Source organism: Streptomyces mirabilis (assembly GCF_039503195.1).
In the GTDB taxonomy this organism is placed as follows: domain Bacteria; phylum Actinomycetota; class Actinomycetes; order Streptomycetales; family Streptomycetaceae; genus Streptomyces; species Streptomyces mirabilis_D.
The window spans coordinates 8,442,819-8,456,288 of the sequence record NZ_JBCJKP010000001.1; the positions used below are offsets into that span (position 1 = coordinate 8,442,819).

General features: G+C 68.6%; 14 protein-coding genes and 1 pseudogene. 5 read left to right on the top strand and 10 right to left on the bottom strand.

What is annotated here, in order from left to right:
- Nucleotides 1-48 precede the first annotated feature (48 nt).
- The 3 genes from AAFF41_RS38180 to AAFF41_RS38190 all read right to left on the bottom strand — a co-directional run bounded on the left by AAFF41_RS38180 (nucleotide 49) and on the right by AAFF41_RS38190 (nucleotide 1,804).
- The gene (locus AAFF41_RS38180) at nucleotides 49-669 is read right to left on the bottom strand and encodes a PASTA domain-containing protein (RefSeq protein WP_319749558.1); all 621 of its coding nucleotides are present in this window, start codon (nucleotides 667-669) and stop codon (nucleotides 49-51) included.
- A gap of 167 nt (nucleotides 670-836) precedes the next feature.
- Nucleotides 837-1,460 (bottom strand): MmpS family transport accessory protein, encoded by a 624-nt coding sequence (locus AAFF41_RS38185; protein WP_319749557.1) that lies wholly within the window; start codon nucleotides 1,458-1,460, stop codon nucleotides 837-839.
- 155 nt (nucleotides 1,461-1,615) lie between these two features.
- Nucleotides 1,616-1,804, bottom strand: coding sequence for a hypothetical protein (locus AAFF41_RS38190; RefSeq protein ID WP_319749556.1), 189 nt, complete (start codon nucleotides 1,802-1,804; stop codon nucleotides 1,616-1,618).
- Between AAFF41_RS38190 and AAFF41_RS38195 the strand changes: the two genes are divergently transcribed.
- Nucleotides 1,803-2,414: a tyrosine-type recombinase/integrase gene (locus tag AAFF41_RS38195; protein ID WP_343325389.1), complete on the top strand. Its 612-nt coding sequence runs from the start codon at nucleotides 1,803-1,805 to the stop codon at nucleotides 2,412-2,414. The two genes, AAFF41_RS38190 and AAFF41_RS38195, sit on opposite strands and share 2 nt — an antisense overlap.
- Before the next feature lie 173 nt (nucleotides 2,415-2,587).
- Here AAFF41_RS38195 and AAFF41_RS51800 read toward each other — a convergent pair whose 3' ends face one another.
- Nucleotides 2,588-2,674: a DUF3761 domain-containing protein gene (locus AAFF41_RS51800; RefSeq protein WP_351516337.1), complete on the bottom strand. Its 87-nt coding sequence runs from the start codon at nucleotides 2,672-2,674 to the stop codon at nucleotides 2,588-2,590.
- A 22-nt stretch (nucleotides 2,675-2,696) separates the two neighbouring features.
- On the opposite strand from AAFF41_RS51800, the gene AAFF41_RS38200 reads away from it, so the two are divergent.
- Nucleotides 2,697-3,146 carry a hypothetical protein gene (locus AAFF41_RS38200; RefSeq protein WP_343325390.1) on the top strand — a complete coding sequence of 150 codons (450 nt, stop codon included), beginning with the start codon at nucleotides 2,697-2,699 and terminating at the stop codon, nucleotides 3,144-3,146.
- 504 nt (nucleotides 3,147-3,650) lie between these two features.
- Here AAFF41_RS38200 and AAFF41_RS38205 read toward each other — a convergent pair.
- The gene (locus AAFF41_RS38205; RefSeq protein WP_319749552.1) at nucleotides 3,651-3,872 is read right to left on the bottom strand and encodes a hypothetical protein; all 222 of its coding nucleotides are present in this window, start codon (nucleotides 3,870-3,872) and stop codon (nucleotides 3,651-3,653) included.
- Nucleotides 3,873-4,002: 130 nt separating this feature from the next.
- Between AAFF41_RS38205 and ku the strand changes: the two genes are divergently transcribed.
- Nucleotides 4,003-4,920 carry a non-homologous end joining protein Ku gene (gene ku / locus AAFF41_RS38210; RefSeq protein WP_343325391.1) on the top strand — a complete coding sequence of 306 codons (918 nt, stop codon included), beginning with the start codon at nucleotides 4,003-4,005 and terminating at the stop codon, nucleotides 4,918-4,920.
- Nucleotides 4,921-4,930: 10 nt separating this feature from the next.
- Here the strand turns inward: ku and AAFF41_RS38215 are convergent, their stop codons facing one another.
- The 4 genes and pseudogenes from AAFF41_RS38215 to AAFF41_RS38230 all read right to left on the bottom strand — a co-directional run bounded on the left by AAFF41_RS38215 (nucleotide 4,931) and on the right by AAFF41_RS38230 (nucleotide 9,058).
- Nucleotides 4,931-5,149 carry a hypothetical protein gene (locus AAFF41_RS38215; protein ID WP_319749550.1) on the bottom strand — a complete coding sequence of 73 codons (219 nt, stop codon included), beginning with the start codon at nucleotides 5,147-5,149 and terminating at the stop codon, nucleotides 4,931-4,933.
- A gap of 46 nt (nucleotides 5,150-5,195) precedes the next feature.
- The gene (locus AAFF41_RS38220; RefSeq protein ID WP_343326417.1) at nucleotides 5,196-5,342 is read right to left on the bottom strand and encodes a DUF6233 domain-containing protein; all 147 of its coding nucleotides are present in this window, start codon (nucleotides 5,340-5,342) and stop codon (nucleotides 5,196-5,198) included.
- A 244-nt stretch (nucleotides 5,343-5,586) separates the two neighbouring features.
- Nucleotides 5,587-5,904, bottom strand: a pseudogene (locus AAFF41_RS38225) (xyloglucanase); the annotation flags it as partial.
- Nucleotides 5,905-6,136: 232 nt separating this feature from the next.
- Nucleotides 6,137-9,058: a glycoside hydrolase family 48 protein gene (locus tag AAFF41_RS38230; protein ID WP_343325392.1), complete on the bottom strand. Its 2,922-nt coding sequence runs from the start codon at nucleotides 9,056-9,058 to the stop codon at nucleotides 6,137-6,139.
- A gap of 258 nt (nucleotides 9,059-9,316) precedes the next feature.
- Here AAFF41_RS38230 and AAFF41_RS38235 point away from each other — a divergent pair, with 258 nt between their 5' ends.
- The gene (locus tag AAFF41_RS38235) at nucleotides 9,317-10,789 is read left to right on the top strand and encodes a cellulase family glycosylhydrolase (RefSeq protein WP_343325393.1); all 1,473 of its coding nucleotides are present in this window, start codon (nucleotides 9,317-9,319) and stop codon (nucleotides 10,787-10,789) included.
- Between the two features lie 125 nt (nucleotides 10,790-10,914).
- Entirely contained in the window at nucleotides 10,915-12,630 is a 1,716-nt protein-coding gene (locus tag AAFF41_RS38240) for a glycoside hydrolase family 6 protein (protein WP_343325394.1), read from the top strand.
- Between the two features lie 28 nt (nucleotides 12,631-12,658).
- On the opposite strand, the gene AAFF41_RS38245 is transcribed toward AAFF41_RS38240, so the two are convergent.
- Nucleotides 12,659-13,429 (bottom strand): phytanoyl-CoA dioxygenase family protein, encoded by a 771-nt coding sequence (locus tag AAFF41_RS38245; protein ID WP_343325395.1) that lies wholly within the window; start codon nucleotides 13,427-13,429, stop codon nucleotides 12,659-12,661.
- Between the last annotated feature and the right edge of the window lie 41 nt (nucleotides 13,430-13,470).

A 13,470-nucleotide genomic window follows, 5' to 3' on the forward strand; every position in this document is an offset into this window, starting at 1 on the left:
GAACACGCATCTGTCCCGCCACGGTTGAGCTTGCGATGTGGCCCGCCGTTACGGGCAGGTCTCCTCGAACTTGACAGCGTTGAGCGTCACCGACTGCCCTTTGAGTGCAGTACCGGCGGCGGGCGACTGCGCGCACACCTTCCAGTTGCTCTCCACCAGAACCCAGCGACCCGCACCCGAGGCATCCTTGACGGTGAACGACGTACTCGAGTCGAGCGCCGCCCGCGCCGCCTTCACCGACTTCCCCCTGAAGTCCGGCATCTTCCCTCCCGCCGCAGACGGGGCCGCCTCATCCTTCGCCGGGCACTTCTCGGCGAGCTTCACCGCCCCGAAGTCCAGCGTCGTGTCCGTCGACTGCGACGTGCCGGCCTTCACGTTCTGCGAGCAGACCTTCCAGTCGCGGTCGAGGATCTGCGTACGGTCCCGGCCGAGCGCGTCGTGCGACTTCAGCGAGTAGAAGCCCTGCTCCTGCGCTGCATCCTGCGCGGACTGCAGGCCCATGCCGACGAAGTTGGGCACCGTCTTACGCTCGGCCGCGGAGGGCTTGTCATCCTTCGACGCCGACGTGGTGACGCCTGACGCCGGGGTGCCGGTGGCCTTGCTGCTGTCAGTCGGCTGGCAGGCGACGACACCGCCAGCCGCAGTGGCGAGCAGGATGGCGCCGATCATGCGGGTACGCACAGATTCCCCCAGGGTTGAGCTGGTCGGGACACGGTAGGGCAGACGGGGCGGAAGGTGGAGCGAGGTTGCGGAGCTGTGACATCCGGACACGACGACGCCCCCGCTACCCCGCCAACCGGCGGGTGAGCGGGGACGCTTCGTCGTGTAGCGGGGTCCTAGCTCCAGCCGCCGAAGAGGCCGCCGCTGAGCTGCGCGTTGCAGATGTTGTATCCGCCGGACGCGTGCCCCGACTTGGTCTTCCCGTCCACGGTCACCGAGCAGTGGATGTCGCCGCCGCCCTGGAGCTGGGCGGTGACGTTGTAATACATGGCGTCGTCCTTCAATGTGAGCGTCTTCGTCATGGGCAGGCCCCTGCCTTGCAGGTTGTCGGAGTCGCTGCCGTAGGTGATGTCCACACCGGCCGGGGCGGAACCCCACACCTTGAACACGACCTTGTCGGCGGGGGCGGCCGGTTCCGCCTTCTTCGGCGTGGCCTTCGCGGCTGCCGGCTTCGCGGTCTTCGTCACGGTCACGGTCGGGGCGGGCTCGGGCTTCGTCTTGCTTGCGGCGGTCGCGGTGACGGTGACGCGCGGCGCGGGATCCGAAGCGGCGGCCGTCTTCTGGCCGTCGCCGGAGGATCCGATGCCGACTCCGATGAACAGGATGACCAGGGCGGCGGGGATGACGATCCGCTTGCGTGCCCACTTCGGGCGGCCGGTGGGCTGCGGCGGCATCGGGGGCGGCGGCGGTACCTGGCCCCAGCTGGAAGGCCCGGACGGCGGCGGCTGGTTGTGCGACATGTGTCCCCCCAAGGTGATTCGTGGAGGGATGACCGTAACGGCGCAGGTGAGGAATATGTAAGGGCCACGGAGATACGGTGATGAAACCGTAACGAAATGTGAACCTTCAACGAACGCGCCCCGCCTCCCAGGTTGAGGCGGGGCGTCTCGTCACGTCAGGCGAGTTCGCACGCTCGCCTCTCCGCCCGGTCCAGCAACTCGCGCTCGCCGTCGCGAAGGTCGTCGAGCGTGCGGGTGGTCGGTCCGGCGAGGAAGACGATGGCCTGCCCGGAGACGTCACGGATACCGGGCGCCTCGGACAGCATCTGCTGGTCCTGCTCGCTGGTGCAGCGCCTTCGCCTCATGCTTGACGTCTGCCCAACTGGTACGGCCACAGGGAAGCGGGACCGGGTCCTGCTACTCCTCGGCTACTACATGCGCGCCCGCGCATCTGAACTTTCCCCGCTGCGTATCGGCGACCTGGAGTTCGTGAGTGCGGTTCTCCTCGTTGCGACGAAGCGCGTAAGCAAGCATGACAAGTCGGACGAGGGGCGCGAGTACGAGATCGACGATCCATCCTGCCTGTCCGCCACCCGTGACTGGCTGGCCGAACTTGTCGAGGCGGGCCAGGCGGGGCGTCACCTACCGCTGCTCCGCACCGTGGACCAGTGGAGGAACCTCGGGCCCATCAGCCCAAAGGGGTGGGGCCTGACGCGACAGGCCGTGAACGTACTCGTCAAACAGATCGCCGCGAAGGCGGAGCTGGACATCGCTTCGGACGTCACTGCCCACGGGCTGCGCGCCGGCGTACCGACAGACCTGGGGGCGAACGGGGATTGGTCAAGCACGGAGATGGTGGAGAAGTACCGCAAGGACGGCCTGCGGCGGGCAGGGAAGAGGACGGACGACGGAACTCGCGCCCGCGCATTGAGCATGCTGCGCGTTCGAGCGACCGACGAGGAGAACCGTGACTGATCCCTGGGATGGCGTGCCCCTGGCCGACGCGGCGCAGGCCTCATTCCGGACTGGCGGTGGCAGTGCGGTCCCCTGGGGCCGTCCGATCGGCTGCCGCTGCTGGCCTCATGAACCAGCGTTCAGCCTTGCGCCCGCCCCGGATTGGGGCGGGCGCTCGTGCGGGAACGGTCGGCCTACTTGTAGAAGACGGCCACGCCGCCGTGGTGGGAGCAGGCGCCCTGGTGGTGTGCGGCGTAGGAGTAGGTGCCGTCGTTGCACAGGGCGGTAGCGCCGTTTCCGGCAGTGCTGGAGCCGCCGCTCCCGGATGACCCGCCGGATGTTCCGCTGGACGAACTGCCGCCGCTGTTGCTGGATCCGCTGCCTGCCGCGGGGGCAGCCTTAGCGGTGACGGTCACCTTCACCGTGACCGTCTGTGTCGCGGTCACGGTCGGCGCCGGCTTCGCGGTCTCCGTGGCCGTCGCTGTCGCAGTGACGGTCGCGGTCGCGGTCGGCCGCACCGTGTCGGACGCCGACTTCGTGCTGTTGCTGTTCTGTCCGTTGCCGCCTGCGCCGACGCCGAGGAAGAAGGCGAATCCGATCGCGGGAAGGACGTACCGCTTCCGGGCCCACTTCGCCCTGGGCGGCCGATGGGCCGGGGCGGGCGGGAATGGCGGCGGCTGGTTATACGACAAGGTCCCCCCAAGGGCGGTTCGTGGTGAGGTGACCGTAACGGGAGGTGTGAAGAAAGCGTGAGTGTCGTGCGGTGGCGGTGACACAGTTGTGACTGTTCGCGACCGGGCGGATGCGTTCCCATCCGGACATTCCGGCGCACGTCACTGCGGCTGCGGGAGTTCCCCGGGCTTGGTCTCGACGACCTGCGCATGGATGCAGCCTTCGGTCTCGAGCTGGGCCTACCGTCGCTCCGCGCTCGTCTTGTCGCAGCTGACGGCGGCTGCGCGGGGTACGGCGTCGGGGTCTGTCCAGGTGAGGCCAAAGTTCTGCATCGTGATCGCCATGCCTGCATCATCGCTGCTGGCACCGACAGCGGGCCGGGGCGCGGTGGGAGCTATTTCCGGTCACGCCTCTATGCCTGTGGCTGATTGAGGTGCATCGTTGCTTCTGCGGCCTCCACCCCAGGTGGGAGCCCCTTTCGGGCCCTGGCGTTCGCTGCGAGCGGTGGGGCCTGCCGCACCTCCCGGCTCCCCACGGGAGGCTTCGCGGCTGCGCTGTGCCGGCCGAACACGCTCTCGGGGTTCGTCACGTCCGCCGCGGCCACGCTTCGGGCCCTCCGCCGTGCCACTCGATCACCCGTGAGTTGGCTACATCGACCTCGTCCCCTTCCAGCCCGGAGCGCTGGAGGAAGACGGTCAGGTCACGCAGTGAGTGCGCGAAGCCGAGGATCTCTCCGTTGATGCGCACCTGTCGGCCGCCGTCGACCGGGGATGGCGGGTACACGATCACGTGCGGCTCTCCGGGCATGGTTTCAGGCTCGCTCGGCCTGCCCGGATGCGCATCCGGACTGCGGGCCGAGAGCGTCCCGCGCAGCGTGTGCCGGACGGTGCGGACGCTCGTAGGCTGGCCTTCTCGGGGCTCGTCGCGGAGGTCTGGCATGCCCCGAACCATCTGGTCAGGAGCCATCTCGTTCGGGCTGGTCACGGTTCCGATCCACGTCGTGAGCGCCACCGAGGACCACAGCATTCGCTTCCATCAGGTCCACCTCGACGACATGGCCCGCGTCCGCGTCCGGAAATACTGCTCGATCGAGGACCGCGAGGTCGCGCAGGGAGAGATCGGCAAGGGCTACGAGGTCTCGAAGGACACGATCATTGCGGTGTCGGACGAGGAGCTGCAGCAGATGCCACTGCCGACGGCGAAGGCCATCGAGCTGGTCTCGTTCATGCCGGCGGAGAGTATCGACCCGATCCGCGTGGGGGACGGCTACTACCTGCAGCCGGACGGCCAGGTGGCGGCGAAGCCGTACAAGCTCTTGGCCCAGGCCCTCGAGCGGAGCAGCAAGGTGGCGGTCGCCAAGTACGCCTGGTCCGGCCGGGAACGACTCGGCCTCCTGCGGGTCCGCGACGGCGTGATCGTTCTGCACGCCATGCGCTGGGACGACGAGATCCGCGACCCGTCCGAGCTGGCGCCGGACGCGGTGGAGCTCACCGACGAGGAGATCGCCGAGGCGGAACACCTCATCGACCGCCTGACCCGCGACGACCTCGAAGGGCCCGAGTTCACCGACCAGTACACCGAGGCCGTGGAGCAGCTCATCGAGGCGAAGCGGGAGCACAAGGAGCCACCGAAGGCTGAGGAGCCCGAGGCCCCCGCGGGCAAGGTCGTGGACCTGATGGCCGCGCTGCAGGAGTCCGTCGCCAAAGCCCGGATCGCGCGCGGCGAGGACGCCACCGTCCACGAGATGCCGAAGAAGACCGCAGCCAAGAAGACGGCGAAGAAGCAGCCCACCAAGAAGGCGGCGACGAAGAAGACGGCCAAGAAGGCTGGCGGCCGGAAGCCGCGCAGCGCCTAGGGGAGACAGGTCACCCCGGCGCCGTCCACAGTTCGGGGCCGCCGCCGCGCCACTCGATCAGTTCGGGGTCGTCGATCGTCGTATCTACCTTGGGCAGGTTGGCGAGGCGCAGGATTTCGACCAGGTCCAGCAGGTGGTAGGCCGTGCCGGCTGGCTCGCCGCGGATTGTCACCCGCCTGCCGCCGTCCGGCTGTGGCGGGTGTACCACCACCGGCACACTCTCGGGCACGGTTCCAGCGTCCCACTCGGACTGCCCGATTACACGTCTGCGCCGGTCACTCCAGGTATCCCAGCTCCGAGTCCGGCCGACAGTGCGTGCAGGCGGCGACTCCTTCGGCGAGTGCCCGGAGCGCCTGGTCGCGCTCGACGCCGCGGCTGCGCTTGCCCGCCCTATGGCAGCCGCCGACGTGGACGTACAGGATCCAGGGCGGCCGGGTCGATGCCGAGGATGTAGCAGGTCAGCGTGAGGCAGCCCACCCGCCAAATATCGAACATATGAACGACCAGTCCGCCTCCTGGCTCGACCAGCCCCTCTTCCTCAAATGCGTCCAGGACACCAGCACGGCGCGCATCGACGGCGGCCACCGGTGTGCCCGGTGCGGCCAGCCGGCGCGGAGTCTGCCTCCGGCACCCGGAACGGGGCGAGGCGCCCACCGCTGTCGTCGCGGACGCGAGGCTGACCACCCCGGTGTGGCCCCACCGGTCCCAGCCGATCGAGTCCGTGAGCGGGGTCCAGGTCTTCGTCGACTCCTGCCAGCGGTAGGCGCCGCCGATGTCCGTGCGGGCGTAGGCGAGGTTCTTCTCGGAGCGGTTGAACACGATGCCGGGGACGAAGCCGCCGCCGTCGATCCGGGCGTTCTTCCAGGTGTACGTGTCGGCGGCGAGCGTCGTGGTCGGGGGGCTCGAGGCGAGGGCGGACGGACTGCCCGCCGGCAGGCCGGCGGCCAGTGCCAGTAGGGCCGTGAGGATACGGGTTCTTCGCACGGTGGGGTCCTCTCCGCAGGAGGGCATGACGACCGGGCGGCCCCCAGTGCGGGTGGGGGCCGCCCGGCCAGGTGGCCTCGTCGTCAGATGACGAGACCGCGCACGCGGAGCTTCGGGCGCTCTTGGAGGCACGACTGGTCCCGCGCCCCGGGGGGGCGCGGGGAACTGCGCGACCAGCCACAGACGGCCCGCAGCTCAAGTACCGCCTCACCCGCAGAGCGCCCGGCGGGGACTATTCGAGAAGCTCCGCGTACGAGCCCATGGCCAGGGCGATGTCCGCCTGGGCCCAGAACCGGTGGTACGTGAAGGAGGGCGCGGCTCCGCCCGCCAGATAGGCCTCGATCTTCGACCAGTTCGGGTCGTTCTTGTAGAAGGACCTGAGCGAGGTGAAGGTCGAGGTGGAGTTGATCGTGTCGCCGTTCGGCATCTTGCCGCTCCAGCCGCTCGGGACGTAGACCGTGTCGTCGAAGCGGTTGTAGTCGGCGCGGGTCTCCGGGACGGCGATGCCCAGGCTGTCCTGGTAGTTGCTCCACATGCCGTCGAGGAGTGCCTTCGCCGTCGTCTTCGCCTGGGAGTTGCCGGACTTGGCGGCGTAGTACGACAGGGTCTTGGCGTACGCGGCGGCCACACCGACGTCGTTGGTGTAGTCGGCGACGGTCACGTGAAGTCCGGTGTTGGCGCCGGGACTTGAAGCGTTCCAGGTGTCGGGTGCGCCGGACCACTGGAGCGTGGAGGGGATCTGGTAGGTGCCGTCCGGGTTGATCGTGGTCTTGGACAGCGCCCAGGAGACCCACTTGTCGAGGATCGCCTTCGCGCTCGCGTTCCCCGTCTGCTGGTAGTACTCGGCCACCCGCTCCATGGACCAGGCCTGGAAGCCGAACCACTGGTTGGACGGCGGGTCGTGGTACACCGGCTGCTGGTCGTAGTACATGCCGTAGAAGGTCGGCGTCCCGGCCGGCGGGGTCGCGTAACGGCCCGCCCAGCTGTTGGTCGCGCCGCCCGCGATGGCGCCCTCGTTGGACTGCAGCCAGCGGTAGAACTCCAGCTGCCGGGTGAGGGAGGTGCCCCAGTCGGCCGCCCCCGTCGATGACTTGGGCCTCAGATCGGCGTACGAGCTGAGCGCGTACGCGGCCAGCGGGTTCTGGTAGCCGCCGTGGACATGGCTGGAGCCGATGCGCCAGGCCCAGCCCGCCGAGGTGTCGGTCGCACCGCCCCAGGCGTAGTACCAGGAGAGCAGATAGTGCGAGGCGTCCTTTCCGGTGCCGGCCGCGCAGGTCGACGGGCCGACACAGGTGCCGATCTTCTTGAAGTACTTGTCGTACATGGCGTAGCGCAGATAGTCGCCCATCTTCGCCGCCTTGCCGACGGTCGCGGACACGTCGCCGCCCTTGCCCTGCGCCTTGGCCCACACGTCGGCCCAGTACGCTGCCTGCACGGCCCGCGCGTCGGCGTCCGGCGCGTCGGTGTACTTCCACTGCTTGGCGTACGAGGAGTCCCCGGTGAAGAGGTCCAGGTAGCCGTTGGTGGAGCCGTACTTGAAGGCGTCGCAGGTCGGCTGCGGCACGGTCTCCCACACCGACTCCTGCGCGCCGCGCTGGAAGGTGTTGATGTACGACGGTCCGGTCGCGGTCGGTCCGGCCTCGCACTCGCCGGGCTCGTTGCCGTAGCCGTAGACGTTGTCGACGTCCTGGAGCCAGTGCATGCCGTACACGTCGTCCGTGCCGTACGCGCTCTTCAGCTCGGCCGCGATCGGGTCCGGACCGACGGAGACGCCCGTGTCGAGCTTGGCCGGGTACTCGTTCGGGGTGTCGAGCTCCGGCGCGTAGGTCGCGGGCTTCGAGGCGTTGTAGAAGGAGTTCGTCGGCTGGTCGGCGTGGGTGGGGATCATGTACGTCTCCATGGTCGTCCACGCGGCGTTGAACTTGGACCAGTCGCCGGTGACCTTCCCGTACATCGCCTGCAGCCAGATCAGATAGCTGTACGCCTCCGACGTCGTCTCATGACCCTGGTCCGGCGCCTCGACGATCAGCGTCTCCACCGAGTGGTAGGGGATGCCCTCGGGCGAGAAGTAGCCGTTCGCCGGGTTGGTGATCCTGCCGTAGAGGTCCAGGAAGCGTGCGTCGTAGGCCTTCGACGCGGCCAACTCCGTCACGGTGACCGTCGCCTTGGCGTACCCGGTCGCCGAGGCCGTGAAGGTCGCGGCGCCGGTCCCGGAGGCGTCGGCGGTGACGGTCACGTTCTGTGCCGTGTTCCAGTTGGCCGGGGTGAAGGTGAGCGAGGCGCCGCCGGTGACGGACAGTCCGGTATTGCCGTCCGTACGGGCGGTCGTCACCGTCACGTTCGCGGCCGGCTGCTTCGAAAGCTGCACGGCGAACGTTCCCGACTTGCTCTGCTGGACGCCGAGTTGCGTCGGCGAGGCCACCACGGCGGGACCCGAGGCGATCGTGATGCCGACCGGTGTGGACGCCGCGGAGGCGCCCAGGCTGTCGTAGGCCTTGGTCACCAGTGAATGACTGCCCACGGTCAAGCTGGAGGTGGACAACGTGTAGGGGGAGCTGGTGTCCGTGCCCAGCAGGGTCGTGTCGTCGTAGAACTCGACCTTGGCGATCGTCGCGTTGTCGGCTGCCGCCGCGGTCGCGGCCAGCGGTATCGCGTCGCCCTGCGTGTAGACCGCGCCCGCGGCCGGGCTGGTCAGCACGGTGACCGGCGGCTGGTGGGCGCCGGTGCAGGTGGTGCCGTTGATCGCGAACGAGGCGGGCGCCGTGTTGGTGCCGCTGTAGGTGAACTGTGCGCCGGCGGAGACCGCTGCCCCGGCGGCGATCGTCCCGTTCCAGGAGGCGTTCTTCGCGGTGACCGTCCTGCCGGACTGCGACCAGGTCCCGTTCCAGCCGCTGGTCAGCGTCTGGTTGCCCGGGTAGTCGTACGTCAGGGTCCAGCCGTCGATCGGGTCCGTGCCCCGGTTGGTGAGCGTGAGATCCGCGGTGAAGCCGGAGCCCCAGTCATTGGTCTTGTAGTCGACGCTGCACTGAACTCCCACTGCTTGAGCGGAAGTTGAGCCATTCGCGAGCATGGTGAACGGAAGCGCGAGGGCCGCCACCACGGCGGTCCACAGCCGCCGGGTCCGCCGGCGTCTGCTTCTGGAACTTGGGTGCATGTCCTGGTTCCTCCTTGCGGCTCGGAGAAGTGGGGGGGTGGAGCAGCAACAAGCCTTGAACCAGTGGGAGCGCTCCCATATTGGAGAGAGGGGTCGAAGGGGTCAAGGTGCTCGAAGAGTCGAAATTGTTCGATTGATCAACAGTGCGACGCCTCTGTCCTTTACCGGCACTTGGCGCTAACTTCATCCGCACCAGTGGGAGCGGTTCCATCAGTCGACGCGTCCGTCACGACGCGCCCGAGCTGCAAGGAGTCGCTCATGCGACACCCTCCGCGTTCAGGACTTTTAGTGGTCGGCGCCGCGGTCGCCCTCGTGGGCACCGCGATCGCGCCGGTCGTCACGGCGTCAGGAGCCACACCCGCGTGCACGGTGGACTACTCCGTCACGAGCCAGTGGGACACCGGCTTCCAGGGCGCCGTGAAGATCACCAACAACAGAGCCGCGCTCAGTGGTTGGAGTCTCACCTTCGACTTCGCGAACGGTCAGAAGGTCAGTCAGGGCTGGAACGCCAAGTGGTCCCAGTCCGCCACGACGGTCACCGCGGCCAACGAGAGCTGGAACGGTTCGCTGGGCTCAGGGGCCAGTGTCAGCGCCGGGTTCCTCGCCTCGTGGTCGGGGAGCAACGCCGTACCCGCGACGTTCAAGCTCAACGGGACCACGTGCAACGTGGACACGGAGCCGTCGCCGACCCCGACGGATCCGCCGCCCACGACCGGTACGGCACCCAAGCTGCACGTCTCCGGGAACAAGCTCGTCGACGCCGACGGCACGACGCGGCGGCTGCTCGGCGTCAACCGCTCCGGCGGCGAGTTCATGTGCGTCCAGGGACACGGCATCTTCGACGGGCCCGTCGACGACGCCTCGGTCAAGGCGATCGCCGACTGGAAGGCCAACACGGTCCGGATTCCGCTCAACGAGGAGTGCTGGCTCGGCCTGTCCAACATCAAACCGGAGTACGCGGGCGCCCACTACATCTCCGCCGTCAAGGACCTGGTCGCCAAGGTCGAGGCGCACGGGATGACCCCGCTCGTCGAACTGCACTGGAACTACGGGCAGTACACCGGAAACTCGGCGGGCTGCTCGGACGTGCACGCCACCTGCCAGAAGCCGATGCCGGACGCGCAGTACAGCCCGGCGTTCTGGTCTTCGGTCGCCGGCACGTTCAAGGACGACCAGGCCGTCGCCTTCGACCTGTTCAACGAGCCCTACCCGGACCGCGCGACCTCCACCACCGCCCAGGCGTGGGCCTGCTGGAAGGACGGCGGCAGCTGCCCGGGCATCGGCTACGAGGTCGCCGGGATGCAGGACCTGGTCGACGCGGTGCGCGGCACCGGCGCCAGGAACCTGATCCTGGCCGGCGGGCTCGCGTACTCCAACGACCTGAGCCAGTGGCTGACGTACAAGCCGAGCGATCCCACGGGCAACCTCGTCGCCGCCTTCCACACCTACAACTTCAACACGTGCGCCGGCGAGAGCTGCTGGAACTCGACGCTCGCCCCGGTGGCGGCCCAAGTCCCGCTCGTGGCGGGGGAGATCGGCGAGAACACCTGCTCCCACGGCTTCGTCGACACCGCGATGAAGTGGTTCGACGACCGGGGGCTCTCCTACCTCGGCTGGACCTGGAACACCTGGGACTGCTCCTCCGGTCCCTCCCTGATCTCCGACTACGACGGCACTCCCACGTCGTACGGAGTCGGGCTGCGTGATCATCTGCGCGCCCTCAACGGATGACCGGTGCTGCGCGCCCTCAACGGATGACCGGCCGGAATCAGACGCACACCCGCGCCGAAACCCGACGCACACCCGCGCAAGAAGTCAACGGACACCCGCACGAGAAGAGATGGGAACCCGCACTCATGAGTCGTACCAAATCCGCGCTCTTAGGGGCGCTCGTCCTGCTCGCCGGCGCCTCGGGAACCGCCGTGGCGGCCGTTCCCGCGGACCCCGCCGGGATCGCCGCCATCCCCTGCACCGTCGACTACAAGGTGCAGAACCAGTGGGACACCGGCTTCACCGCCGCCGTCACGGTCACCAACAACAGTGCCGCCAAGACCTCCTGGGCGGTGAAGTGGGCGTACGCCGGAAACCAGAAGGTGACCTCGGGCTGGAACGCGAAGATCACCCAGAGCGGCACCGCCGTCACCGCGGCCAACGAGACCTACAACGGGACGCTGGCGACCGGCGGTTCGGTCAGCTTCGGCTTCAACGCCTCCTACAGCGGCACCAACGCGCTGCCCACCTCCTTCACCCTTGACGGGGTGACCTGCAACGTCGACGACGGAAGTGGTGGCGGAGGCGGGGGTGGAGGCAGTGACCCCTCCGGGAGAGTCGACAACCCGTACGCCGGAGCCAAGGTGTACGTGAACCCGGAGTGGTCCGCGAAGGCGGCGGCGGAGACCGGCGGCAGCCGGATCTCCAACCAGCCCACCGGTGTCTGGCTCGACCGGATCGCCGCGATCAACGGGGCGAGCGGCAGCATGGGCCTGCGCGCCCACCTCGACGCGGCGCTCGCGCAGAAGGGCAGCGGTGAAGAGGTCGTCCAGCTGGTCGTCTACGATCTGCCCGGACGTGACTGCGCGGCCCTCGCCTCCAACGGAGAGCTCGGCCCGACGGAGATCGACAAGTACAAGACGCAGTTCATCGACCCGATCGCGGCGATCCTCGCGGACAGCAAGTACGCCTCGCTGCGGATCGTCACGACCATCGAGATCGACTCGCTGCCGAACCTCGTCACCAACACCGGCAGCCGGGCCACCGCCACCCCGCAGTGCGACACCATGCTCGCCAACGGCAACTACGTGAAGGGCGTGGGCTACGCGCTCGCCAAGCTCGGCGCGATCCCGAACGTCTACAACTACCTGGACGCCGGCCACCACGGCTGGATCGGCTGGGACGACAACTTCGCCCCGTCCGCCACTCTGTTCAAGCAGGCGGCCACCAGCGAGGGCGCCACGGTCGACGACGTCGCCGGGTTCATCACCAACACGGCGAACTACAGCGCCCTGAAGGAGAACAACTTCACCATCAACGACACGGTGAACGGCACTTCCGTCCGCCAGTCCAAGTGGGTCGACTGGAACCGCTATGTCGACGAGCTGTCCTTCGCCCAGGCCTTCCGCAACCAGCTCGTGTCGGTCGGCTTCAACTCCGGCATCGGCATGCTGATCGACACCTCCAGGAACGGATGGGGCGGCACCGCACGGCCCGCCGGCCCCGGCGCGACGACCAGCGTCGACACCTACGTCGACGGCGGGCGCTACGACCGCCGTATCCACGTCGGGAACTGGTGCAACCAGGCCGGTGCCGGTCTTGGCGAACGCCCGCAGGCCTCCCCGGCCACCGGGATCGACGCCTATGTGTGGATGAAGCCCCCGGGTGAGTCCGACGGCTCCAGCTCCGCCATCGCCAACGACGAGGGCAAGGGCTTCGACCGGATGTGCGACCCGACCTACACGGGCAACCCCCGGAACAACAACAACATGTCCGGCGCGCTGCCGAACGCCCCGCTGTCGGGGCACTGGTTCTCGGCGCAGTTCCAGCAGTTGATGACGAACGCGTATCCGCCGCTGTAGGGCGTCCGACCTGGTGATCCGTCGGGGGTCAGGCCTCCTGGGCCAGCCCCCGGCGGATCGCGAACTCCACCGCCGAGTAGTCGCCGTCCGCCCGCTCCAATTCGTAGGGCACCGCCGGATACAGCGGCGGCTGAGCCATGAACCGCGGGCGCGTGCCGTGATGCGGCTGGGCCGCGTGCACCAGGAACGGGTGGCAGAGAAATACGTCGCCGGGGCGGCCGGTGGCGTGGGCGAGCGGGCGGTGTGCGGAGGCCTCGGCCACCTTCGGACCGAGTTCGAGGAACGAGGCCCCCGCCTCGCCGTACGGCTCCAGGACCGGCGGCACGTCGAGGTGCGAGCCCACCCGGATACGGGTCGGGGCGTCGGCCTCGGTCACCTCGCTGAACAGGAAGAGCATCAGCAGGGCCCGGCCCCGCGAGCGGAGATTGGAGTGGTAGAGCGCCTCACCGTCGGGGAGGTAACTGCCTTCGATGTGCCAGCCCGCGTCGTCCGGCTCCTCCGTGTGCGGGAACCGCAGCGGGAAGCTGCCCAGCGCGTAGCGCGGCTCCCAGCGTCCCTCGCCGACCAGCAGATCGAAGGCCTGGTGCAGAGCGGGGGAGTTGGCCGCGGCGGCGAACGGGCCCTGCGCCATGCTGCTCACCCAGTGCACGGGGTCCTTCCAGGTGCCGGGGTCGTCCGGGTCGTACCCCGTCTCCTTCCACAGCAGCCGGGCGCAGCTGTCGGCGACGCGCGGCGGGAAGGCGCCCTCGATCTTCACGAACCCGTCCTCGAGGAACCGCGCCACCATCTCGTCGTCCATGGGGCCATGCTCGGGGACGGGCCGCTTCGGGCGCATCAGAT

Excerpts from the sequence above, each read along its gene's own strand:
- AAFF41_RS38180 (WP_319749558.1), bottom strand. The coding sequence starts at position 669 with ATGATCGGCGCCATCCTGCTCGCCACTGCGGCTGGCGGTGTCGTCGCC.
- AAFF41_RS38185 (WP_319749557.1), bottom strand. The coding sequence starts at position 1,460 with ATGTCGCACAACCAGCCGCCGCCGTCCGGGCCTTCCAGCTGGGGCCAG.
- AAFF41_RS38195 (WP_343325389.1), top strand. The coding sequence starts at position 1,803 with ATGCTTGACGTCTGCCCAACTGGTACGGCCACAGGGAAGCGGGACCGG.
- AAFF41_RS38190 (WP_319749556.1), bottom strand. The coding sequence starts at position 1,804 with ATGAGGCGAAGGCGCTGCACCAGCGAGCAGGACCAGCAGATGCTGTCC.
- AAFF41_RS38205 (WP_319749552.1), bottom strand. The coding sequence starts at position 3,872 with ATGCCCGGAGAGCCGCACGTGATCGTGTACCCGCCATCCCCGGTCGAC.
- ku (WP_343325391.1), top strand. The coding sequence starts at position 4,003 with ATGCCCCGAACCATCTGGTCAGGAGCCATCTCGTTCGGGCTGGTCACG.
- AAFF41_RS38230 (WP_343325392.1), bottom strand. The coding sequence starts at position 9,058 with ATGCACCCAAGTTCCAGAAGCAGACGCCGGCGGACCCGGCGGCTGTGG.
- AAFF41_RS38235 (WP_343325393.1), top strand. The coding sequence starts at position 9,317 with ATGCGACACCCTCCGCGTTCAGGACTTTTAGTGGTCGGCGCCGCGGTC.
- AAFF41_RS38240 (WP_343325394.1), top strand. The coding sequence starts at position 10,915 with ATGAGTCGTACCAAATCCGCGCTCTTAGGGGCGCTCGTCCTGCTCGCC.
- AAFF41_RS38245 (WP_343325395.1), bottom strand. The coding sequence starts at position 13,429 with ATGGACGACGAGATGGTGGCGCGGTTCCTCGAGGACGGGTTCGTGAAG.